This window comes from Roseomonas sp. FDAARGOS_362 (assembly GCF_002754815.1).
Classification (GTDB): Bacteria; Pseudomonadota; Alphaproteobacteria; order Acetobacterales; family Acetobacteraceae; genus Roseomonas; species Roseomonas mucosa.
The window spans coordinates 1,446,289-1,466,763 of record NZ_CP024588.1 but is presented as its reverse complement, the minus strand read 5'-3'; the positions used below and the strand labels follow the sequence as shown (position 1 = coordinate 1,466,763).

The following is a 20,475-nucleotide window of genomic DNA, read 5'->3' as shown; positions in this document are numbered from 1 at the left end:
TGGTGCCCGTGAGGACGGTGCCGGGGCGGCGCTCAGCGCCAGCGGCGGTGCATCCAGAGCCATTGGCCGGGATGCTCGCGGATCCAGCCGGCGATGACGTCGTTCATCGCCTGCGTCGCCGCCGCGACGTCGATCTGCCTCTCCGCGTCGCGCGGCAGGTCCAGCGGCTCCGTCACCTCCACGCGGAAGCGTCCGCCGGGCAGGCGGATGGCGCGCACGCCCCGCACCGGGCAGTCGAAGCGCCGGGCGAGGTTGGCGAGCAGGGGGTTGGCCGGGGTCGGGCGGCCGAGGAAATCGATCACCGGCCCGCGGCTGAAGCGCTGGTCCACCAGCATGGCGACGATGCCGCCGGCCTGCAGCACCTTGGCCAGCTTGGTCGGGGCGGTGATGCCGGCCGGCACCATCTCCCCCATCAGGTCGCGTCGCATGCCGATGATCAGCTCGGCGATCGCCCGGTTGTTCGGCGTCCGGTAGAGCACGGCGGTGTCCAGCCCGTGCTTGCGCGCCGCCACGGCCGGCAGCTCCCAGTTCGCGAGATGCGAGGCGAAGACCACCACGGGTCCGCCGCTCTGGCGCACCTCCTGGAAGCGCGCGTAGGTCGCGTCGTCGATCTCGATGCGGCCACCCGGGCGGCGCTCCTCGGTCAGGTCCCAGATCCTGCCCAGATGCACGTATTCGCAGGCGGTGCGGCCCAGGTTGTCCCAGGCCTCCATCGCCACCCGCCGGTGCCAGGCCCCGTCCTTTTCCGGAAAGGCGGCGCGGATGTTCTCCAGCGCGATGCGATGCTGCTTGAACAGCGGGCCGAGCTTCCGCGCCACGGCGGCGCCGAAGCGGGGGCCGCGGTCCGGCCCCATGGCGCGCATGGCCGCGAAGGCGCCGCGCACCAGCAGGGCCAGCGCGCCGTCGCGCCACCGGAGGGCACGGAGCTGGGCCTTGCGCCAGCGGTAGCGGAGTTCCGGAGTCACGATACCGGGCCTACAGCGTCACCACGATCTTGCCGAAGACGCGGCGGCTTTCCAACCGGTCCAGCCCCTCGGTGAAGCGTTCCAGCGGGATCACCGTGTCCAGCACCGGCGTCATGCCGCCCGCCATCTTGGCCAGCCCGTCGGCCACGTTGCGCATGGAGGCGCCGAAGGAGCCGAAGATCCGGAGCTGGCGCTGGAAGATCATCATCAGGTTGGTCTCGGCCGAGACGCCGGAGGTCGAGCCGCAGGTGACCAGCCGCCCGCCCATCCGCAGCGAGAGCAGCGAGCCCGCCCAGGTCGAGGCGCCGACATGCTCGAACACCACGTCCACGCCACGCTTTCCGGTCACGCGCCGGGCGACGGTGGGAAAGTTCTGGGTGTTGTAGTTCACTACATGGTCGGCGCCGAGTTCCTTCGCCCTGGCGCACTTCTCGTCGTCGCCCGCCGTGGCGATGACGGTGCAGCCGATGGCCTTGGCCTCCTTGATCGCCACCGTGCCGATGCCTGAGCCCGCGGCCTGGATCAGGATGGTCTCGCCCGGCTCCAGCTTCGCGTTGTCGAACAGCATGTGCTCGACGGTGGAGAAGGTGATGGTGGCGCAGGCGGCGTCGTTGGTCGTGACATTCTCCGGCACGCGGATCAGCAGCCGCGCCGGGATGTTCACCAGCTCCTGCGCGAAGCCGTCGAGATGGAAGCCCATCACACCGCCGACATTCTCGCAAAGATTGTCGCGCCCCTCGCGGCAGGCCCGGCAATGGCCGCAGGTGAGCGCGCCATAGGGGGCCACGCGGTCGCCCGCCTTCCAGCCCGTCACGCCCTCGCCGGCCGAGACCACCTCGGCCACCGCCTCGGCGCCCGTCACCAGGGGCAGGTTGCGCTTGGCGAAGGCCATGCCGCGCCAGCCCCAGACATCGATGTGGTTCAGCGCCACCGCCAGCGGGCGGATCTGCACCTCGCCCGGGCCGGGCGGCGGGGGCGGGGCGATGTCGTCGATCCGCAGGTCGCGGTCGCCATGCAGGCGCAGGGCGCGCATCAGCAGGCACTCCGATTCACGTTGCGCATCTTCGATGCTTCACGACCGGAGCGCATCAGCGCGGTTCCGCCGAGAGGACGAGGCAGGTGTTCTGGCCGCCGAAACCGAAGGAATTGGACAGCACGTGCTTCACCTGGGCGTCGCGTGCCACGTTCGGCACCACGTCCAGGGTGATGCTCGGATCGGGCTCGTCGTAGTTGATGGTGGGCGGCAGGCGGCCGTCGCGGATGGTGAGCAGCGAAAACACCGCCTCCAGCGCCCCGGCGGCCGAAAGGGTATGGCCGATCATCGACTTGTTGGAGGAAATCGGCGGCGCGTCCTCGCCGAACACGGCGCGCATGCCGAGATTCTCCATCTTGTCGTTCTCGGGCGTGCCGGTGCCGTGCGCGTTGACATAGGAGATGTCCCCCGGCTTCAGCCCGGCATCGGACAGCGCCACGCGCATGGCCCCGATCACCGCGTTGCCGTCCGGGTTGGAACGGGTGCGGTGGAAGCTGTCGGCCCGTTCGCCGCAGCCGGAAACAAGGCCGAGGATGCGCGCGCCGCGCGCCACGGCGCTGTCGTAATCCTCCAGCACCAGCGCCGCCGCGCCCTCGCTCATCACGAAGCCCGCGCGGTTTTTCTCGAAGGGGCGGGAGGCCTTCTCCGGTTCCTCGTTGCGGGTGGACAGGGCCGAGAGCAGCGAGAAGCGGATCAGCGATTCCGGCTGCACCGTGCCATCCGCGCCCACCGCGATGCAGGCCGTGGCCTCGCCGCGCTGGATGGCCTCGACGCCGAGCTGGATGGAGGAGGCGCCCGTGGCGCAGGCGGTGGTGACGGCCACCGGGACGCCGCGCGTGCCGAAGCGCTCGGCCAGGCGCTCGCCGATGCCGCCATAGAGGATGCGCTCGTGGATCTCCGGATGGCCGATCGCCGCGCGGGTCATCGCGGCATAGCCGGGGCCGGCCTCGCGCGCGAGGGTGAAGCGCTCCGGCCACTCCATCTCCACCGGCGGCATGCCGAGGAAGAGCGGGCCGGGGAAGCTGCCCGGCTGGCCCAGCGCGGCCATCTCCAGCGCCTCCTGCACGGCGATCGCGGCGATGCGCTCCACCCGGACGGGAGTGGAGAAGGGCTCGCGCCCGGCCTCCTCCGGGAGGTCCACCGTGCCGGCGATGCTGGTCCGCAGGTGCTCGGTCGGGAAGCGGGTGATCCGCCGCAGGCCCGAACGGCCGGCCAGCAGCGCGGACCAGCTTTCCGCCGCGCCGAAGCCCAGCGGGGTGACGGCGCCGATGCCGGTGACGGCGACCAGGGGCCGCCCGCGATGGTCCTGCATGGCGCTCACGCCTCCGCTTTCGACAGGCTGGCCAGGGCCTCGCCGCGCCACTGGCCGAAGCCGGTGACGAGGATGCGATCGGGCGCGGCGGCCTCGCCCGTTCCGGCCTCCGGGTCCGCCGGGTCGATCGGCGGGTAGAAGCCGCCGCGCGACAGCGCCAGCGCCGCCAGGGCGGTGTTGACCATGAAGGTGCCTTCCAGCCCATGGCCGAGCAGGCTGCCGGTGCGGCGCGGCACTGCCGCCGCCACGCCATCGCCGAGCGAGGCCAGGAAGCGCTCTTCCTCGGCCCAGGCGGCGGGGGCGCCGGAGGCGCCGGAGATCACCGCACGGGCCGGGCCGCCCACCAGCGGCAGCAGCGCCGTGGCGGTTGCGGCGGACTGGCCAGGAGCGGAACGGCGGGCGGAATCCGTGGCCACGGCATCGAGCCGGGCGAGCGCCCTGGCGCCGCGCGCGCGGGCATGCTCGGCGGCTTCCAGCACGAGATAGGCGGCCATGGAGCCCAGCACCATGCCGCCGCCCTCGCGCTCGGAAAGGGGGCGGAACCCTCCCTGCCACAGCCCGCTGCGGGCATAGAGGATCAGCATGTCCCAGCGCGAGGCGGCGAAGCCGCCGCCGACCAGCGCGATCTCGCCGCGCCCCTCGCCGATCCGCGCCCGGGCGATGCGCAGCGCATCGGCCGCGGCCACCTCTTCCCCCATCAGGGTGCGGGAGGAGCCGGTGACGCCGTGCACGATGGAGATGTTGCCGGCCACGAGGTTGGAAAGCTGCGCCAGGAACAGCGTCGGCCGCAGGCCGGTGGCCAGCATCTCGTTCAGCCGGGCACCCCGGTCGCTGCTCTGGGCCAGTTCCGCGGTGATCTGCTCGTCCAGCGCGACGTCGCGCTCGCCGCCGCCGGCGGCCACCACGAGATGCGTCTCGCCCACCAGGCCGCGCGCCCCGGCATCGTCCAGCGCCAGGCCGGCGGCATAGGTGTTCAGCCGCTGCCAGGGCTCCATCTGCCGCTGGTCGCCGCGCTTGGGGATCTGCCGGTCGAGGTCCAGGGCGGGCAGGGGATGCACCGTCCAGGGCGCGAAGCCCGTTTCGTCCAGCACCGGGCGGCGATCCGGCGCGTGCAGCACCTCCCAGTGCGCGTCGTTTCCTTCGCCCAAGGAGGTGACGAGGCCGATGCCGGTGATGACGACGTCTCGCTGGCGCATCAGCGGGGGGCTTCCTGGAGAGAGGAACGGGTGGCGGCCAGCGCCGCGTCCAGGCCGATAGAAGCGGCGCGCTCGTGCATCGCCTGGGCCAGTTCCGGGGCGGGGAAGGGCATGATCCGCAGCATGATCTCGGCATCGCAGAGGCGCTTGCCGCCGCTCTCGATGCGCGCCGCCGTCACGGCATAGCCGGAGCCGTCATGCACGATCCGGGCGGTGACCTCGAGCTTCGCGCCCGGTCCCACGAAGGAGCGGAACTTCGCCTCCTTCACCGAGGAGAGGAAGGGCATCGCGGACAGCCCGTTGCGCGCCAGCAGCAGCCAGCCCGAGGCCTGGGCCATGGTTTCCACCAGCAGCACGCCCGGCACCAGCGGATGGCCGGGGAAATGCCCCTCGAAAACCGGCGAGGCCTCCGGCACGGTGCTTTCCACCGCGATGGCGTCGCCGTCGAAGGACCGCACCCGGTCCACCATCATGAAGTATTCCAGGCGCACCGGGCGTCCTCCGTCTCTGGCCATCCTTTCCGGCGATGCCGGGAAGCGCGGGCGTCAGGCGCTCTTGGCCGCCACCAGTTCCTCGACCCGGGCGGCGAGGTTCTTCATGACGAAGTACTGCTCGGCCGGGGCGGTGCCGGCATTCACGTCCTGCGTCCACTTCTCGACCGGCACCTTGATGCCGAACTCCTTGTCGATGGCGAAGACGATGTCGAGGAAGTCCAGGCTGTCGATGCCCAGATCGTCGATCACATGGCTGTCGGGGGTGATCTTGTCGCGCGGGACTTCGGAATTGGCGGCGATGATGTCGGCGATGCGCTCGAAGGCCGAGGCCATGGACGGCTCCTGAAAGGGCAAGGGTCGCCGCCCGTACCTCCCGGCCCGGAAAAATCCCGGGTGGGAAGACGAGGGCGTCGGTCGGAACAGGGGGCGGGTGATGGACCGGAATGGGGGCGGGTGTCCATAGGTCTTGCGGCCCCGCCCTTTTCGATGGGCACCCCGGGAGCCGGATGGCTCTTGCGGGCGCGCGGAGCATCCGGCCCTGGGCCGGTCGCCCTGGGCCGCCATCGCCCCCGGAGGCGTGAATTCGAATCCCGAACAAATGGCGCCGGGCATACGCGGCGAAGGCATGGGTTCCGGCGACATGATCTAGCCACGGCCGGTCCCTGGCCTCCGCCAGCCCTGTTGGGCCAGCACCCAGGCTTCCTGTTCCGCCGTCTCGATCGCCCCCGGCCTTGCCCGTCGCACCTGCGCGATGGCCTCTGGCGCCGACAGCCCCCGGGCCAGCAGCAGCGCCGCGGCCAGGGTGCCGGAACAGCCCCGGCCGCCCCAGCAGTGGATCGCCACCCTTTCCCTGGCATCGAGCCGTTCCAGGGTCTGGTCCGCCAGCGCCCGCCAGCCCTGGCCCGGGGCGGGGATGCCGCAGTCCGGGATGGGAAAGCGGACCCAGCCGATATGCGCGCGGGCGAGCCGCGCCTCCAGCGCCGTGGCATCGGGGAACTCGCCCGGCTTGCAAAGGCTGAGCAGCCAGTTCGCCCCCCAGCGCCGCAGGGCGGCCAAGTCGGCGGCGAGATCGCCGTGGCACCCCGGGCAATGGGTGACGGCCAGCGCGCCCGGCGGTGGCCAGGGCAGGGGCGTCAGCTCCGGGGGCGGCGTCCGGTTGGAATGATGGCGGTGCGTCTCCCCGGGCGGTCAGAGGCCGGGCCGGGCCGGGGCGAGCAGGCGCAGGGCCCGGTCCGCCAGCAGGGCCAGCCAGGCGGTGAAGATGCCGCCTTGCAGCACCCAGGCGGGATTGCCGTTCGACAGCCCGACCACGATGGGCGTACCCAGGCAGCGCGCCCCGGCCACCGCCCCCACCGCCGCGGTGGCGATGGACAGCACCACCGCGATGCGCAGGCCGGACAGGATCACCGGCAGGGCAAGCGGAAGCTCGACCTGGAAAAGCTGCCGCGCCGGTCCCAGGCCAAGCCCCTGGGCGGCGTCGCGCACCGGGCCGGGCACGGCATCCAGCCCTCCGGCCGCCGCCCGCATCACCGGCAGGGCGGCGTAGAGCACCAGGGCCAGCAGGGTGGGCGCGGCACCGAAGCCCAGCAGCGGCAGGGCCAGGGCGATCACCGCCACCGGCGGCACCGACTGGGCCAGGGAGAAGAGCGCGTCCAGCAGCGGCCGCAGCCGGCGCCCGGCGGGACGGCTGGCCAGCACGCCCGCCGCCAGCCCCAGTGCCGTCGCCGCCAGGGCTGCGCCCAGCGACAGGGCGAGGTGGCTGCCGAGCAGGACGAACCAGCTTTCCGAGGTCCACACCGGGCGCGACACCTCCGGGAAAAGGCCGCCCCAGAGCGCGCCCAGATGCGGCGCGGCCAGCAGCGCCAGCAGGAACAGCGCCGCCTCGGCCAGAAGGCGCGGCAGGCGGCCCCTCATGCCCGCGCCCGGTCCCCAGCCGGGGACAGCAGGTCGCCCAGGTGCAGGATGCGTGGCGGGCCGGCTTCCTCCGCCTCCAGCACGAGGCGATCCGTCCGCCGGTCCAGCATCAACAGCAGCGCCTGCTTCAGCGTGGCCTCCGCCGGCAGCAGGGGCAGGTCGCCTTCCCCGGGCTCCGCCACCGCCCGGGCATGGCGCCGGGCGGGCTGGGTGGCGAGGCGGTGGAAGGCCAGTGCCTCCTCGCCCAGCAGTTCGCGCACCGCGCCATCGGCCTGCCGTTCCAGCACCTCGGCCGGGGTGCCGCTGGCCACCAGCTTCCCGTCCCGCAGCACGGCGAGTTGGTCGGCCAGGGTCAGCGCCTCCTCCACGTCATGCGTCACGAAGAGGATGGTCTTGCCGGTGCGGGCATGGATGGCGCGCATCTCCCGCTGCAGGCTGCGGCGGATGCTGGGGTCAAGGGCGGAGAAGGGCTCGTCCATCAGCAGCACCGGCGGGTCCGCCGCCAGCGCCCGCGCCAGCCCGACCCGCTGCGCCTGTCCGCCCGAGAGCTCGTGCGGCCAGCGCGCGGCGAAGCGCTCCGGATCGAGCCCCACCAGGGAAAGCAGCTCCTCCACCCGGCGGGCGATCCGCGCCGCGTCCCAGCCCAGCAGCCGGGGCACGGTGGCGACGTTCTCCGCCACCCGCCAATGCGGAAAAAGCCCCACCGACTGGATCACGTAGCCGATGCCCCGGCGCAGCGCCTCCGGATCGGCCTGGGCGACGTCACGGCCGTCCAGCGTCACGCGGCCGCCATCCGGCCGCACCAGCCGGTTCACCATCCGCATCAGCGTGGACTTGCCGGAACCCGATTCGCCCAGCAGCACGCAGAACCGCCCGTCCCGGATCTCCAGGCTGACGGCATCCACGGCGCGGCGGGCGCCATAGGTCTTGGTGGCCCCCTCGAAGCGGATCATGCCGCGCCGCCATGGCGCCGCGACAGCCAGGATTGCAGCGCCGCCAGCCCGGCATCCGCCGCCAGCGACAGCGCCACCACCGGCAGCACGCCGAGCAGGATCAGGTCCGTCGCCAGCTGACCGACGCCCAGGAAGACCAGCCGTCCCAGCCCGCCGCCGCCGATCAGCGCCGCCAGAGTGGCAAGGCCGATCGCCTGGATCACCGCCGTGCGCAGCCCGCCCAGCACGATCCCGGCGCCGAGCGGCAGCCGCACCCGCCACAGGATCTGCGACGGGCCGAGCCCCTGGCCGGTGGCGGCGTCCAGCACCGGGGCGGGCACGGCGCGCAGCCCGGACAGCACCCCCGCCGCCAGCGGCAGCAACAGGTAGCCGCCGATCGCCAGCACCGCCGGGGCCGGGCCGATCCCGCCAATGCCGAGGGCGCGCAGGACAGGAAAGGCGGTGGCGAGCGCCGCCAGCGGCGCCATCAGCAGTCCGAACAGGGCGATGGAGGGCACCACCTGCAAGCCGTTGGCGAAGCCCAGCAGCATGGCTTCGAGCCTGGGGCGGCGCAGCGCCAGGACCGAGAGCGGGACCGCCACCAGCGAAGCCAGCAGCAGCGAGGCGGCGGCGATGAAGACATGTTCCAGCAGGGCGCCCCGCAACTCGGCGCCGCGCGAGGCGGCCTCCCGCAGCAGGGAAAGGGAATCGAGCAGGCCGCTGCCCACCAGCAGCGCGAGGCCCAGGCCCAGGGCCAGCAGGAAGCGCCCCGGCGTGCCGCCCCGCCCGGCGGCGCAGCACCCCGCCGCCAGGGCGGACAGCAGCAGGCCCAGCCAGACCCCGGCCGCCGGAGCGGCACGGGCGACGGGCGAGGCCTCCGACAGGGCCGCCGCAGCCCCGAGGCCCGTGGCCGCCAGCATGGCGAGCACGGCGAGTGCCACCAGCGCCTCGGCCCAGGGCAGCAGCGCCGCGCGCCGGGCCAGGGCCGCGGCGACCAGGGCGGACAGCAGGAAGACCGCCACGGCCGCCCAGACCGGCGGCGTCAGCGGCAGCGCCACCGGGCGCGGCGAGATTAGCCGATTCGGCGCCACCGAGAGCCAGCCCAGCAGGAAGGGCGCGAGCGCCGCCAGGGCGAGGAGTACCCCCGCGGCCAGGGCCTCGCGCGGGATCGGGACCGGGGCCGCCCGGTCGCGGAGCGCCGGCAGCGCCGCGCTGCGCGCCATTCAGCGCGCCGCGCCGAGGTTGCGCAACTGCGCCTGCGCCACGTCGCGCGGGTTGGCGCCCTCCACCACGACCTTGGCGTTCAGCTTCTGGAGCACCTCCAGGCTGAGCGAGTCGAAGACCGGCTTGAGCCAGTCGCCCATCTTCGGATGGGCGTTGAACACCGCCTGGCGCACCACCGGGGCGGGACGGTAGACGATCTGGGCACCCTTGGGATCGGCCAGGACCTTCAGCTCCAGCGCCTGGATGGCGCCATCGGTGCCATAGACCATGGCGGCATTCACGCCGTTCAGCCGCTCCGCCGCCGCGCGCATCGTCACCGCCGTGTCGCCGCCGGCCAGGACCAGCAGCCTTTCGGGCGGCAGGGTGAAGCCATAGGCCTTCTGGAAGGCGGGCAGGGCGGCGGGGCTTTCCACGAATTCCGCCGAGGCGGCCAGCTTGAAGGTGCTGTCGCCGCCCTTCAGGTAGCGGGTGAGGTCCTCCAGGCTTTCCAGCTTCGCGTCCTTCGCCAGATCCTGCCGGACGGCGATGGCCCAGGTGTTGTTGGCCGAGCCGGGCGTCAGCCAGACCAGCTTGTTGCGCTCCAGGTCCAGCGCCCGCACCTTTTCCGCCCCGGCCTGCGGGTCATGCCAGGCGGGGTCATCCTCCATCTGGAAGAAGAAGGCGCCATTGCCCGTGTACTCGGGATAGACGTCCACCTCGCCGTTCAGGATCGCGGCGCGCAGGATGCGGGTCGGCCCCAGTTGCAGCTTTCGCTCCACCGTCATCCCCTGCGCCTCCAGCGCCAAGGCGATCATCTGGCCGAGCAGGGCGCTTTCCGTGTCCAGCTTCGAGCCCACCACGACCGGGCGCCCGGAGGCGGCCTGCGCGCGGGCGGACCGAGGCAGCAGGGCCGGCAGGGAAAGGGCAAGGCCGGCCAGGAGGACGGCGCGGCGTGAGAGGGCGGGGGTCATCCAGGGCTCCTCGCATCTCGCCCGGAGCCCCGGGCGGCATGGCGCGCCCACGGCGGGATGGCCGGGGACAGACGGTTACATAGCCCGTGGCCCTGCCGGCGGAAGATGGCACGAAGGCATCCGGCGCACACGCCTTTGCGATGATGCCGTTCCGGAGGCGGCTGGCCGTGGGATCCACCGCCCTGCGGCACGGGGTCCGGTACCCCCGGAGGAACTCGAACTCCGACGCCCTTCCGGGCCGCCGGTCCCAAGGCGGTTTCCCGGTCACGAATATTGGTAGGGGCGGCCGGACTCGAACCGGCAAGCCTGTGAAGGCAAACGATTTTGAGTCGTTCGTGTCTACCGTTCCACCACGCCCCCAAACGCCGGGGAGGCACCCGCGATGGCTGCCGGCCACCTCGGAGAGCCCCCGTCGGCGGCGGGAGATTTACGGGAAGCGGGGGCGCAGTCAACCGCGGCCGGGCCGGAGAAACGGCTTGTCCCCCAAGGACATCCGGCCCTCCGCAACCACGGCCGGGGGCGGGTGCTTTCCAGGCTGTCCCGGCGTGGAGGCGAGAGGCGGATGGTCGGTTTCATCGGGCGCTGGCTTTCCGATTCGCTACGGATCGGGCTGGCCCTGGTCCTCGGCGTGGCGGCGATGCAGATCCCGGCGCTGACACATGCCTATGACGCCGCCTTGCAGCAGGTGAGCCAGGATGCGCGCCGCGACATCGAGCAGCGCAAGGAAAAGGCGCGGCAGTTCTACGGACTGGCGACGGACACGGATGAGGGCGTGATCGGTGCCCTGCGGCAGGCCGAGCCCTCGAATGCCGAAGGGCTGGCCGTTTCGGTCGCCAAGGCGGAGGCGCTGCGCCGGGCGCATGAGCGGATCGGGAGCGCGCCGCCGCTGTTGCAGCCGCTGGACGCGGCCTGGGACCTGATCAGCGAGCCCGATGCCGACAAGCGCGCCGTGCTGCGGACGGCGATGGACACCCACGTGCCGCAGCTCATCCTCGGCAGTGCCGCCGCCACCTACGGGCTTTGCGGCCTGGTGCTCGGCCTGTTCCTGGCGCAAGCCGTGATCTCGCTGCCGGGCAGCCTCGCCCGGCGCAAGCGGCGTCGTCACTTGCCCGCCTGACGGAGCGGACGCAGCGTTGCGGCCATGATTCGCCGCTCCTCCCTGTCGCTGGCCGTACTGGCCGCCGCAGCGCCCTTGGCCGCCCTGGCGTCCGAGACCTTCCTGGGCCTCGCACCCTGTGCCCTCTGCCTGTGGCAACGCTGGCCCTATTGGGTGGCGGTGCTGCTGGCGCTGTTGGCGGGTCTCCTGCGCTCGCGTGGCCTGCTGGTCCTGGCGGCCCTCGCCGTGCTGGTGTCGGGCGGTCTCGCGGTGCTGCATATCGGTGTGGAGCAGCAATGGTGGCCGTCGCCCCTGCCGTCCTGCCAGGCCCCCACGGCCTCCCTGGGCCTGAGCGTGGATGACATGCTGAAGGCCATGGCGGCCAAGCCCGACAAGCCCTGCGACGCGCCGACCTACCTGATCCCAGGGCTGCCCGTTACCATGGCTCAGTTGAACCTGCTCTACGCGCTCCTGCTGGGCGGTTTCGGACTCCGGGAGGCGCTGCGCCGCCACGCCTGACCGGTTCCGGTCCGGGAGCGGGGTGCCGCCGACACGGGCCGCCGGGTGCCTGCCCAGACATATCCATCCGGCAATCCTGGGCAGTCATTGGCCGCCGGGCGGCCCGTCCGGTAACGTCCATTTTTTTCTTCGGAACGACAATAAGCTTCGGAAGAGGCTTTATGACCCATAATCATGCGGCGGTTTAGAACACAATAGGAACATTCTGTTACCTTTAACCCGCGAAAACGTGAAATTCACGAATTGATGATTAATTCCTCTCGTAATCGTGTTTGTAAGTGCTACCTATGGTTGCAAGCGGATGAGAGATGACACCTAGGAAGAGTGTCCATTTCTGCCCCGCACGGAAGAATTTTGTCCTTCAATACAACCATAGGTTGCAAAGATGGCCAGCACGGCGGCTTCCCGCGTCGGGGATTTCATCGACTCCCTCGGTGTCAACATCCACTCCCAGTTCTATGACACGCCCTACTACGACATCGATCAGGTGCTGGCCTCGCTCCAGTACCTGGGCATCGGCAACGTGCGCGACGCCGCGGGCTATGCCTCGCTGCAGCTCGACCGCTTGGCCTACCTGGGCGAGAACGGCATCAAGCTCGACATGATGGTGGGCGTTCAGGGCGACACCTACGCCAACCAGTTCGCCCTGGTAGAGAAGCTCGCGCCCTATCTGCGCAGCCTGGAGGGGCCGAACGAGGTCAACTACTGGGAGGCCACGCTGGACGGCGTGGGCGGCATCGCCGGCGCCCGGGCGGTGCAGAAGCTGATCGCCGACTATGTGAGCTCCAGCGCCGCGCTGAAGGACGTGCCGATCATCAACTTCAGCGTCGCGGCCTCGGATTCCGGCAGCTTCGCGGCCTATGGCGACAACTCGGCCAATGCCGATTACGGCAACGCGCATATCTACTACGGCGGCGGCGCGACCTCCTACTCCGTGCTCAGCACCTACGTGCCGATGGCCAACCAGATGAATCCTGGCCAGCAGATGGTCATCACGGAATCCGGCTACCCGACGCAGACCTCCGGCGCCGGCAACCAGGGCGTGAGCGAGGCGGTCCAGGCCAAGTACACGCTGAACCTGCTGCTGGACACCTACAAGCTCGGCTACAAGGCCACATACCTCTACGAGCTGGTGGATTCCTTCCAGGACCCTACCGACACCAACCAGGAGGCGCATTACGGCCTCTTCAATTATGACTGGTCGGCCAAGCCCGCGGCGATGGCCATCCACAACCTGACCACGATCCTATCCGACACCGGCAGCACCTCGGACAGCTTCACCACCGGCACGCTGGGCTACTCGGTTTCGGGCCTGCCGGCCACGGGCAACACGCTGCTGCTGGAGAAGTCCTCCGGCACCTACGAGCTGGCCGTATGGAACGAGCAGAAGCTCTGGGACAGCACCACCCTCACCGAGATCGCGGCCAAGAGCACCACGGTCACCGTGACGCTGGACCACGTCTTCGGCACCGTGAAGGTCTATGACCCGCTCCTCGGCACCGACGCCCAGAGCACCTACTCGAATGTCAGCCAGCTCCAGATCAGCCTGACCGACCACCCGCTGGTCATCGAGATGGCGGATGCCAAGAGCGTCGCCATCCCGCCGGACAGCAGCACCACGACCGACGCGCACACGATCACGCTGAAGCTGTCGGGGGACAGCTGGCAGGGCGATGCCCAGGTGAAGGTCTTCATCGACGGCGTGGCGATGAGCGACACGGTCACCGTCGCCGCCCAGCACGGCAGCGGCCAGACCCAGGACCTGACCCTGAGCGGTCACTGGGATGCCGGCGCCCACACCATCTCGGTGCAGTTCCTGAACGACGCCTATGGCGGCGCCGCCGGCACCGACCGGAATGCCTATGTCGACCAGATCCTCGTGGACGGCAACGAGCTGCTGACCAGTGCCTCCTGGCTCACCTACAACCGCACGATCGACTATGCCGTCTCCCTGACCGACCAGATCGTGGCGGGCAAGACGCCGGTCACGGTGAGCAGCGCGGTGAGCACCACCCTGGCATCCACCGCGGACAACCTGGTGCTGACGGGCTCGGCGGCGCTCAAGGGCGTCGGCAACGCGCTGGACAACGTGATCACCGCCAACGACGCGGGCAACAACCTCTACGGCAAGGACGGGGCCGATACGCTGAACGGCGGCGCGGGCAACGACTACCTCGACGGCGGCACCGGCGCGGATCACATGGCGGGCGGCGCGGGCAACGACACCTACAAGGTGGACAATGCCGGCGACGTGGTGACCGAGGCCGCCAATGCCGGCGACGACCGGGTCTATGCCTCGATCAGCTATACGCTGACCGACAATGTCGAACGCCTGAACCTGACGGCCGAGGGCCTGACCGGCACCGGCAATGCCCAGGACAACGTCCTCTACGGCAGCGACGGCGCCGACACGCTCAAGGGCATGGCCGGCAACGACGTCCTCTACGGCAATGCCGGCAACGACACGTTGGAGGGTGGCGACGGCAACGACACGCTGAATGGCGGCACCGGCGCGGACCACATGGCCGGCGGCGCCGGCAATGACGCCTATATCGTGGACAATGCCGGCGACGTGGTGACCGAGTCCGCCAATGCTGGCGACGACCGGGTCTATGCCTCGATCAGCTACACGCTGACGGACAATGTCGAACGCCTGAAGCTGACGGCGGAGGGCCTGACCGGCACCGGCAATGCCCAGGACAACCTCCTCTACGGCAGCGACGGCAAGGACGTGCTGAAGGGCATGGCAGGCAACGACACGCTCTATGGCTATGCCGGCAAGGACACGCTGGCCGGCGGCGCCGGCAATGACGTGCTCTTCGGCGGTGCCGGGGCCGATACCTTCCTCTTCCAGAAGAGCGATGGCGCCGGCCGCGACACGGTCGTGGACTTCAGCCATGCGGAGGGCGACGTCATCCAGTTGCTGGGCTTCGGCGTGGACAGCTGGGCCGAGGCCCATGCCGCGATGAAGCAGTCCGGCACCAGCGTCGTCATGACCCTCGACGGCGGGGAGAGCGTCGTCTTCAAGAACATGACCGTCGCCGGCTTCCACGCCAGCGACTTCCTGTTCAGCTGAGGCTCAGCAGGCAGAACCCGGGAGGCGCCTGTCCCATGGCCGGGCGCCTCCCGCGCGACAGGGTGTCCCGTCAGCTTTCCAGTTCGCTGTCCCAGTACAGGTAGTCGCGCCAGCTCTGGTGGAGGTAGTTTGGCGGGAAGGCCCGACCGTTATCCTGCAACTCCCAGGAGGTGGGCTGGCGCGGCGTCACGCGCGGGATCATCTGGCAATCCCGCGGCAGGCGGGATCCCTTGCGCAGGTTGCAGGGGCCGCAGGCGGTCACGACATTCTCCCAGGTCGTCCGGCCGCCGCGGGAGCGGGGGATCACATGGTCGAAGGTCAGTTCCGGCGTGGGAAAGCCATCACCGCAGTACTGGCAGGAGAAGTGATCGCGCAGGAAGACGTTGAAGCGCGTGAAGGCCGGCTTGCGCGCCGAGGGAATGTATTCCCGCAGGGCGATGACGCTGGGCAGCTTCATGGTGAGAGTCGGAGACCGCACCTCATGCTCGTATTCGCTGAGCACCGAGACACGGTCCAGGAACACGGCCTTCACCGCGTCCTGCCAGGACCAGAGCGACAACGGATAATAGGAAAGCGGCCGAAAATCCGCGTTCAGCACCAGTGCTGGGAAAGTTTGACCACCGTCAGGCAAGTGTGGCTCCCCATCCCGGAGGGACGGGACCACCAGCGCTGGGGCCTGTCCGGACGATCAGGCCCCAGATGAAGTGGCGCCGTCCGATGTGTGTGGCTGGTTTGCCATGCGGTGGGCCACGCCGCAACAGCTTGTGCCGCAAAGGTCACGAAGGCTTCATGCAACGCCGCAGGAAGGCCGCGCCCGCCATCATGCCTTCCGGCGAGATGGTGTGGTCCACCCCCGGCTCGAACAATGCCTCCACCGGCACGCCGAACTGCCGCAGCCGGAGTGCGGCGCGGCGGGAGGCCTCGGCCGGGACCACGGGGTCAACCTCACCATGCACCAGCAGCACCGGCGGAGGCGGGCGCACCAGTTCCCGCTCCAGCCCCTCCGGGTCCAGCAGCGCCCCGGCATAGGCCAGGATGGCGGCGGGCGGATGCGGCAGGCGGAGCCCGGCATGCAGCGCCATCATCGCGCCCTGGGAGAAGCCGAGCAGCACCAGCGCCCCGGAATCCAGCCCCAGCCTGTCCAGCCAGAAGGCGATGCGCCGCGCCAGCAGCGGCGCGGCGGCCCGGATGGCGGGCACCAGCACGGCAGGGCGGCGGTCTTCCAGCGAGAACCATTGCCGGCCGAAGGGCGCGCCGTCATAGGGCTCCGGCGCATCCGGCGCCAGGAAGAGCGCATCCGGCAGGACCCCGCCCAGGGCGGGGGCGAAGGGCAGCAGGTCGTCGCCCCGGGCTCCAACGCCGTGCAGCAGCAGCACGAGCTGGCGGGGCGTCCGGCCAGAGGGCGGGCCCCAGCTCCGCGCCGGGCCACGCCCTGGCTCCGGACCTTCCGGCAGGATGTTGGAACTCTCCTGCGCCATTCCATCTTCTCCTTCCTCGCTTTCCCCGGCTCGTCTTCTCCTGGGCAGGGAGCGGCTATAGAGCCTGCCCCGCCTGCCCGGCGTTCAGGACCCTCCGATGCCCCGCGAACCCCATCCCGCTCCGTTGGACCAAGGCATCGCCATATCCGCAGCCGGCACGCATCGCGGCGGAGCGGCGTCATGACAGCGGAGGTGGTCACACGCTTCGCCCCGAGTCCGACGGGCTACCTGCATCTCGGCCATGTGCGCTCGGCCCTGCAAGGCTGGCGCGCGGCGCGGCGGGCGGGCGGGCGCTTCCTGCTCCGCATCGAGGACATCGACCCGACCCGCTGCCGCCCCGAATACCGCGCGGCAATCGGGGAGGACCTGCGGGCGCTTGGCCTGGACTGGAATGGTCCGGTGCGGGTGCAGTCCGAACACCTGCCGGAATACCGCCTGGTCCTGAACAGCCTGGCGCGGCGCGGCCTGCTCTATCCCTGCTTCTGCACCCGCGCGGAGATCGCGCGCGAGATCGCCCACAGCGGCGCGGCCCCGCATCCGGGGGAGGCCGGGCCGGAGGGGCCCGCCTATCCCGGCACCTGCCGCCGGCTGGATCCGGCGGAACGCGCCCGCCGCCTGTCGGCCGGGGAGCCGCACGCGCTGCGGCTGGACATGCCGGCGGCCCTTGCCACCCTGGATGGCCCGCTTTCCTACGCGGAACAGGGACATGGTCGGGTCCGCTGCGACCCGGCCCGCTTCGGCGACGCGGTGCTGGCCCGCAAGGACGCCCCGGCCTCCTACCACCTCTGTGTCACGCATGACGACGCGCTTCAGGGCGTGACGCTGGTGACGCGGGGCGAGGACCTGCGGGCCGCCACCGACATCCACCGGCTGCTGCAGGCACTGATGGGCTGGCCGGAACCCCGTTACGCCCACCACCCGCTGCTTCTCGGGCCAGATGGGAAGCGGCTGGCGAAGCGGGACGGCGCGAAGCCGGTGCGGCAACTCCTGCGGGAAGGCTTGTCACCCCGGGAGATCCTGGCCCTGGCGGAAGGCTCCCCGGCAGGAGGGGCGACGCCTGCCGCTTGACGGGATGGGGGGAAGTATGTCCCCCCTCCGCGCATGGTTCCGCACCACACCACGCCGCCCTCGGCCGAGGATATCGCCAGCCTGGCCGAAACCGCCCTCTGTGCCCTGCCGGAGGAGCTGCGCGTCTCCGTGCGCAACCTCGCCATCGCCGTGGAGGAGGTTCCTGACGACGAGACGCTGGAGGAGATGGGACTGGAGCATCCCTGGGAGCTGACCGGCCTGTACCGCGGCGTGCCGCTGACGGAACGCTCCACCGGCGACCTGCCGCGGGAGCCCGATATGATCACGCTGTACCGGGAGCCGATCCTGGTCGAATGGGTGGAAACCGGCGAGGATCTCTTCCGTCTGGTGCGGAACGTCATCATCCATGAGGTCGGCCACCATTTCGGTTTCTCGGACGAGGAAATCGCCCGGCTGGAAGGCGAGGGGGACGAGGCCGCGCCGGGCTGACGCCGCCCCGCCCCGGAACGGGCCGGGAGCCCGGCGCCGGAGCCAAGCACCCGCCCCCTGTTCCTCAGACCGGGTTCTTTGGCGAGCGCCCGGCCTCGTCACGGCGGGGGTCGGTCCCTTCCTTGCCGATGCCGTAATCCTCGTCGGTCCGTTCCTGCTTCTGCCGGTCGGACTGCTCCTGCCCCTCGTTCGGCAGGTTCGGGTCGTCGCCCCAGCTGCGCTCGTTCTGGCGCTGCGCGTGCTCCCAGTCCGCGCTGTGGTCGATCGGCTTCTTCGGGTTGTTCATGCCTGTTCTCCCTGGAGACATGTTCCGGTAACGCGGCAGGGGGCACTTGGCTCCCTTCCGCCGCGCCTCCGGGCTCATGACCCCCGCCGTCAGGGAAGCGGCCATGGCGCCACGCGTCCGCCCTGGCGGGAGAAGTTGGTCCATGTCCGGCAATCCACCAGCGCCCAGCCGGAGCCCGGGCTTTCCGAGAAGGGGACCGGCCCGCAGCGGCCGGTGCGTGCGAACCAGCGGCCCCGTTCCGGCGTGTCGGCCAGGAAGGCGCCGTTGTTCCAGCGCTCCCACCGCACCATGCCGAGGTCGCGGGCGAACCAGAAGCGTTCCAGGTGGTCGGAGGCGGCGATCTCCGGCCGGGCATAGTGCTCGGAGACGATCGTCTCCACCGGCAGGCTCCTGGGCGTGGGGTCGTCATGCCAGCGCATCGGCAGGGCGATCCGCGCCCGCCGCCAGCGGGTCAGGGCGCGGCCGAAATCGCGCGGGCAGGCATTGGGCGCGGCGGCGATGTTGATGGGCGCGATCCGCTCCGCCCAGCGGCCGTCGGGAACCTCTCCGGCGAAGGCCAGCCAGGCCGGGGCCGGGGGTGCGCCGGGGCGGCAGGCCGGGGAGAGGAACCATTGCAGCACGCCGGGCCGTCCGCCGTCCTGCGTGACCACGAAACCCGCCTCCACCCCGTTGGGGCCCGGGCTGAGCAGAGCGGCCTGCCCGCCCTCATCCGGCTCGAAGCGGCCGAACTCATGTCCCTGGAAGCCGCCGCCGATGTCGAAGGTCTGGATGATGGCGGGACGGCCCAGCAGCCGCCCGACCACGGCGTCGGAGGCCATGTAGCCCTGCGGCCGGGCCAGCGCGGCGCCGCTGTCGGGAAAGTCGGTCTTGCGCCATGGCAGCACCTCCTCGATCCGGGCGGGGCGGCGGCGGTCGCAGCCGGGCTCGAAGGGCAGGCGGCCGGGGATCGGCGCCCCGGCGCCGTCCAGGCAGACGGATTGCGCCAGGAAGGCCGTGGCCTCGGCCCCGCTCAGCCCTTCCGCGCTCGCCGCCCCGGTGGAAAGGAACAGGGGCACGGCCAGCAGGAGGTTCCGCAGCCTCGGGCGGGCCGGTTCCGCCCAGGGCCGGCGGGGACGGGACGGGACCGGGGCGGCGCTCATCCCGCCAGGATCTCCCGCACCACCTGGCGCAGCCGGGGGATGACCTCGGCCTCGAACCAAGGGTTCTTCGCCGCCCAGGTGAGGGTGCGCCAGGAAGGGTGGGGCAGGGGGAAGTAGTGGGGCAGGAAGTCCTCGTGCCGCCGCACCCGCTCGGCCAGGCTGCCCGGCCCGAGCACGAGGCGCTGGGCATAGCTGCCCACCAGCAGGCGACAGCGGATCTCCGGCATCAGCGGCAGCAGGCGCGGATGCCAGAGCGGCGCGCATTCCGGCCGGGGCGGGGCATCCCCGCCGCGCGGCAGGCGACCGGGATAGCAGAAGCCGGTGGGCAGGATGGCCACGCGCTCCGGGTCGTAGAAGACCTCTTCGTCCAGCTCCAGCCAGTCGCGCAGCCGGATGCCAGAGGCGTCCCGGAAGGGGATGCCGGAAAGATGCGCCTTGGTACCCGGGGCCTGGGACGTGATCAGCAGCCGCGCCCGCGTGCCCACCTGCAGGATCGGGCGCGGCCCCAGCGGCAGGCACGGCGCGCAGAGGGTGCAGGCGCGGGCCTCGGTCTCCGCCCGTTTCAGGTCCAACGGGCCAGGACCTCCGCCACCCATTCCGGCACCAGCCGCGTGGCCGGGCCGTGCCGGGCCTCGTCGAAGAGATCCGACCCGGCAGAGGGCTCCAGGTTCAGCTCCAGCGTGTCGGCACGGTTCCGCACCCCGGCCACGAAGCCTGCCGCCGGATAGACGCTGCCCGAGGTGCCGATGGAGACGAAGAGCTCGCATTCCTCCAGCGCCGCCTCGATCCGCCCCATGTGCAGCGGCATCTCGCCGAACCAGACCACGTTCGGCCGCATCCCGCCCGCTTGGCCGCCCGCTTGGCCGCAAGCAGGACAGGCGGTCGCGGTGGACAGGTCCTCGTCCCAGGGAGTGACCGTGCCGCAGCGGGTGCAGCGTGCCTCGCGCAGCGCCCCGTGCATCTGCACCAGGCGGCGGGAACCGGCCCGGCCGTGGAGCCCGTCCACGTTCTGCGTGACCAGCAGGAACTCCCCCGGCCAGCGCGCGTCGAGAGCCGCCAGGGCACGGTGCGCGGCATTGGGCTCGACCTCGCGCAGCTGGGCACGGCGGGCGTTGTAGAATTCATGCACCCAGGCCGGATCGCGGGCGAAGGCCGCCGGCTGGGCCACTTCCTCCAGCGGGACCCTGGCCCAGATTCCATCCCGGTCGCGATAGGTGGACAGGCCGGATTCCCGGCTGATGCCGGCACCGGTGAGGACGACGATCTTCGGCGGGGAGGCCATGCCCGTTTGGGGCACGGCGCCTCGCCGCCCGTCAAGCGGGCCCGAGGTCACGCTGCGGTGG

At 71.2% G+C, this 20,475-nt stretch carries 22 protein-coding genes and 1 tRNA gene; 5 read left to right on the top strand and 18 right to left on the bottom strand.

Annotated features, from left to right (window positions below):
* Window positions 1-32: 32 nt before the first annotated feature.
* The 12 genes from CTJ15_RS11720 to CTJ15_RS11665 form a co-directional block, all read right to left on the bottom strand.
* On the bottom strand, window positions 33-965 hold the full coding sequence (locus CTJ15_RS11720; RefSeq protein WP_075823285.1) for a lipid A biosynthesis lauroyl acyltransferase: 933 nt from the start codon (window positions 963-965) through the stop codon (window positions 33-35).
* Between the two features lie 10 nt (window positions 966-975).
* Entirely contained in the window at window positions 976-1,998 is a 1,023-nt protein-coding gene (locus tag CTJ15_RS11715; protein ID WP_058390377.1) for a zinc-binding dehydrogenase, read from the bottom strand.
* Between the two features lie 55 nt (window positions 1,999-2,053).
* Window positions 2,054-3,310: a beta-ketoacyl-ACP synthase gene (locus tag CTJ15_RS11710; RefSeq protein ID WP_171982286.1), complete on the bottom strand. Its 1,257-nt coding sequence runs from the start codon at window positions 3,308-3,310 to the stop codon at window positions 2,054-2,056.
* Between the two features lie 5 nt (window positions 3,311-3,315).
* Complete coding sequence (locus CTJ15_RS11705) at window positions 3,316-4,506, bottom strand: beta-ketoacyl-ACP synthase (RefSeq protein ID WP_058390375.1); 1,191 nt, start codon at window positions 4,504-4,506, stop codon at window positions 3,316-3,318.
* Window positions 4,506-5,021 (bottom strand): 3-hydroxyacyl-ACP dehydratase FabZ family protein, encoded by a 516-nt coding sequence (locus CTJ15_RS11700; RefSeq protein WP_226946114.1) that lies wholly within the window; start codon window positions 5,019-5,021, stop codon window positions 4,506-4,508. The genes CTJ15_RS11705 and CTJ15_RS11700 overlap by 1 nt, the downstream gene beginning before the upstream one ends.
* Window positions 5,022-5,051: 30 nt before the next feature.
* Window positions 5,052-5,333, bottom strand: coding sequence for an acyl carrier protein (locus CTJ15_RS11695; protein WP_019461204.1), 282 nt, complete (start codon window positions 5,331-5,333; stop codon window positions 5,052-5,054).
* 312 nt (window positions 5,334-5,645) lie between these two features.
* Window positions 5,646-6,056 carry a protein-tyrosine phosphatase family protein gene (locus CTJ15_RS11690; protein WP_083755671.1) on the bottom strand — a complete coding sequence of 137 codons (411 nt, stop codon included), beginning with the start codon at window positions 6,054-6,056 and terminating at the stop codon, window positions 5,646-5,648.
* A 132-nt stretch (window positions 6,057-6,188) separates the two neighbouring features.
* The gene (locus tag CTJ15_RS11685; RefSeq protein WP_076970061.1) at window positions 6,189-6,914 is read right to left on the bottom strand and encodes an ABC transporter permease; all 726 of its coding nucleotides are present in this window, start codon (window positions 6,912-6,914) and stop codon (window positions 6,189-6,191) included.
* The gene (locus tag CTJ15_RS11680) at window positions 6,911-7,867 is read right to left on the bottom strand and encodes an ABC transporter ATP-binding protein (RefSeq protein ID WP_099781576.1); all 957 of its coding nucleotides are present in this window, start codon (window positions 7,865-7,867) and stop codon (window positions 6,911-6,913) included. The genes CTJ15_RS11685 and CTJ15_RS11680 overlap by 4 nt, the downstream gene beginning before the upstream one ends.
* The gene (locus CTJ15_RS11675; RefSeq protein WP_019461208.1) at window positions 7,864-9,069 is read right to left on the bottom strand and encodes an ABC transporter permease; all 1,206 of its coding nucleotides are present in this window, start codon (window positions 9,067-9,069) and stop codon (window positions 7,864-7,866) included. Before CTJ15_RS11675 ends, CTJ15_RS11680 begins: the two co-directional genes overlap by 4 nt.
* Window positions 9,070-10,020 (bottom strand): ABC transporter substrate-binding protein, encoded by a 951-nt coding sequence (locus CTJ15_RS11670; RefSeq protein WP_075822780.1) that lies wholly within the window; start codon window positions 10,018-10,020, stop codon window positions 9,070-9,072.
* Window positions 10,021-10,294: 274 nt separating this feature from the next.
* Window positions 10,295-10,380: transfer RNA gene (locus CTJ15_RS11665), tRNA-Leu, on the bottom strand.
* 202 nt (window positions 10,381-10,582) lie between these two features.
* Here CTJ15_RS11665 and CTJ15_RS11660 point away from each other — a divergent pair.
* The 3 genes from CTJ15_RS11660 to CTJ15_RS11650 all read left to right on the top strand — a co-directional run bounded on the left by CTJ15_RS11660 (window position 10,583) and on the right by CTJ15_RS11650 (window position 14,711).
* Entirely contained in the window at window positions 10,583-11,137 is a 555-nt protein-coding gene (locus tag CTJ15_RS11660; RefSeq protein ID WP_058389029.1) for a DUF2937 family protein, read from the top strand.
* A gap of 24 nt (window positions 11,138-11,161) precedes the next feature.
* Window positions 11,162-11,635, top strand: coding sequence for a disulfide bond formation protein B (locus CTJ15_RS11655; protein ID WP_058389028.1), 474 nt, complete (start codon window positions 11,162-11,164; stop codon window positions 11,633-11,635).
* A gap of 385 nt (window positions 11,636-12,020) precedes the next feature.
* Window positions 12,021-14,711 (top strand): carbohydrate-binding domain-containing protein, encoded by a 2,691-nt coding sequence (locus CTJ15_RS11650; protein WP_058389027.1) that lies wholly within the window; start codon window positions 12,021-12,023, stop codon window positions 14,709-14,711.
* Between the two features lie 70 nt (window positions 14,712-14,781).
* Here the strand turns inward: CTJ15_RS11650 and CTJ15_RS11645 are convergent, their stop codons facing one another.
* Window positions 14,782-15,342, bottom strand: a complete 561-nt coding sequence (locus CTJ15_RS11645) for an HNH endonuclease (protein WP_026033204.1) — start codon at window positions 15,340-15,342, stop codon at window positions 14,782-14,784.
* A gap of 145 nt (window positions 15,343-15,487) precedes the next feature.
* Window positions 15,488-16,189 carry an alpha/beta hydrolase gene (locus CTJ15_RS11640; protein WP_019461214.1) on the bottom strand — a complete coding sequence of 234 codons (702 nt, stop codon included), beginning with the start codon at window positions 16,187-16,189 and terminating at the stop codon, window positions 15,488-15,490.
* A 180-nt stretch (window positions 16,190-16,369) separates the two neighbouring features.
* Between CTJ15_RS11640 and gluQRS the strand changes: the two genes are divergently transcribed.
* Window positions 16,370-17,257, top strand: coding sequence for a tRNA glutamyl-Q(34) synthetase GluQRS (gene gluQRS / locus CTJ15_RS11635; RefSeq protein WP_027297252.1), 888 nt, complete (start codon window positions 16,370-16,372; stop codon window positions 17,255-17,257).
* Between the two features lie 33 nt (window positions 17,258-17,290).
* Complete coding sequence (locus CTJ15_RS11630; RefSeq protein ID WP_019461216.1) at window positions 17,291-17,707, top strand: metallopeptidase family protein; 417 nt, start codon at window positions 17,291-17,293, stop codon at window positions 17,705-17,707.
* A 64-nt stretch (window positions 17,708-17,771) separates the two neighbouring features.
* On the opposite strand, the gene CTJ15_RS11625 is transcribed toward CTJ15_RS11630, so the two are convergent.
* The 4 genes from CTJ15_RS11625 to CTJ15_RS11610 all read right to left on the bottom strand — a co-directional run bounded on the left by CTJ15_RS11625 (window position 17,772) and on the right by CTJ15_RS11610 (window position 20,414).
* Complete coding sequence (locus tag CTJ15_RS11625; protein ID WP_019461217.1) at window positions 17,772-17,993, bottom strand: hypothetical protein; 222 nt, start codon at window positions 17,991-17,993, stop codon at window positions 17,772-17,774.
* 89 nt (window positions 17,994-18,082) lie between these two features.
* On the bottom strand, window positions 18,083-19,132 hold the full coding sequence (locus tag CTJ15_RS11620; RefSeq protein WP_058389026.1) for a hypothetical protein: 1,050 nt from the start codon (window positions 19,130-19,132) through the stop codon (window positions 18,083-18,085).
* On the bottom strand, window positions 19,129-19,728 hold the full coding sequence (locus CTJ15_RS11615; protein WP_058389025.1) for a uracil-DNA glycosylase family protein: 600 nt from the start codon (window positions 19,726-19,728) through the stop codon (window positions 19,129-19,131). Before CTJ15_RS11615 ends, CTJ15_RS11620 begins: the two co-directional genes overlap by 4 nt.
* Entirely contained in the window at window positions 19,695-20,414 is a 720-nt protein-coding gene (locus CTJ15_RS11610) for an NAD-dependent deacylase (RefSeq protein ID WP_058389024.1), read from the bottom strand. The genes CTJ15_RS11615 and CTJ15_RS11610 overlap by 34 nt, the downstream gene beginning before the upstream one ends.
* Between the last annotated feature and the right edge of the window lie 61 nt (window positions 20,415-20,475).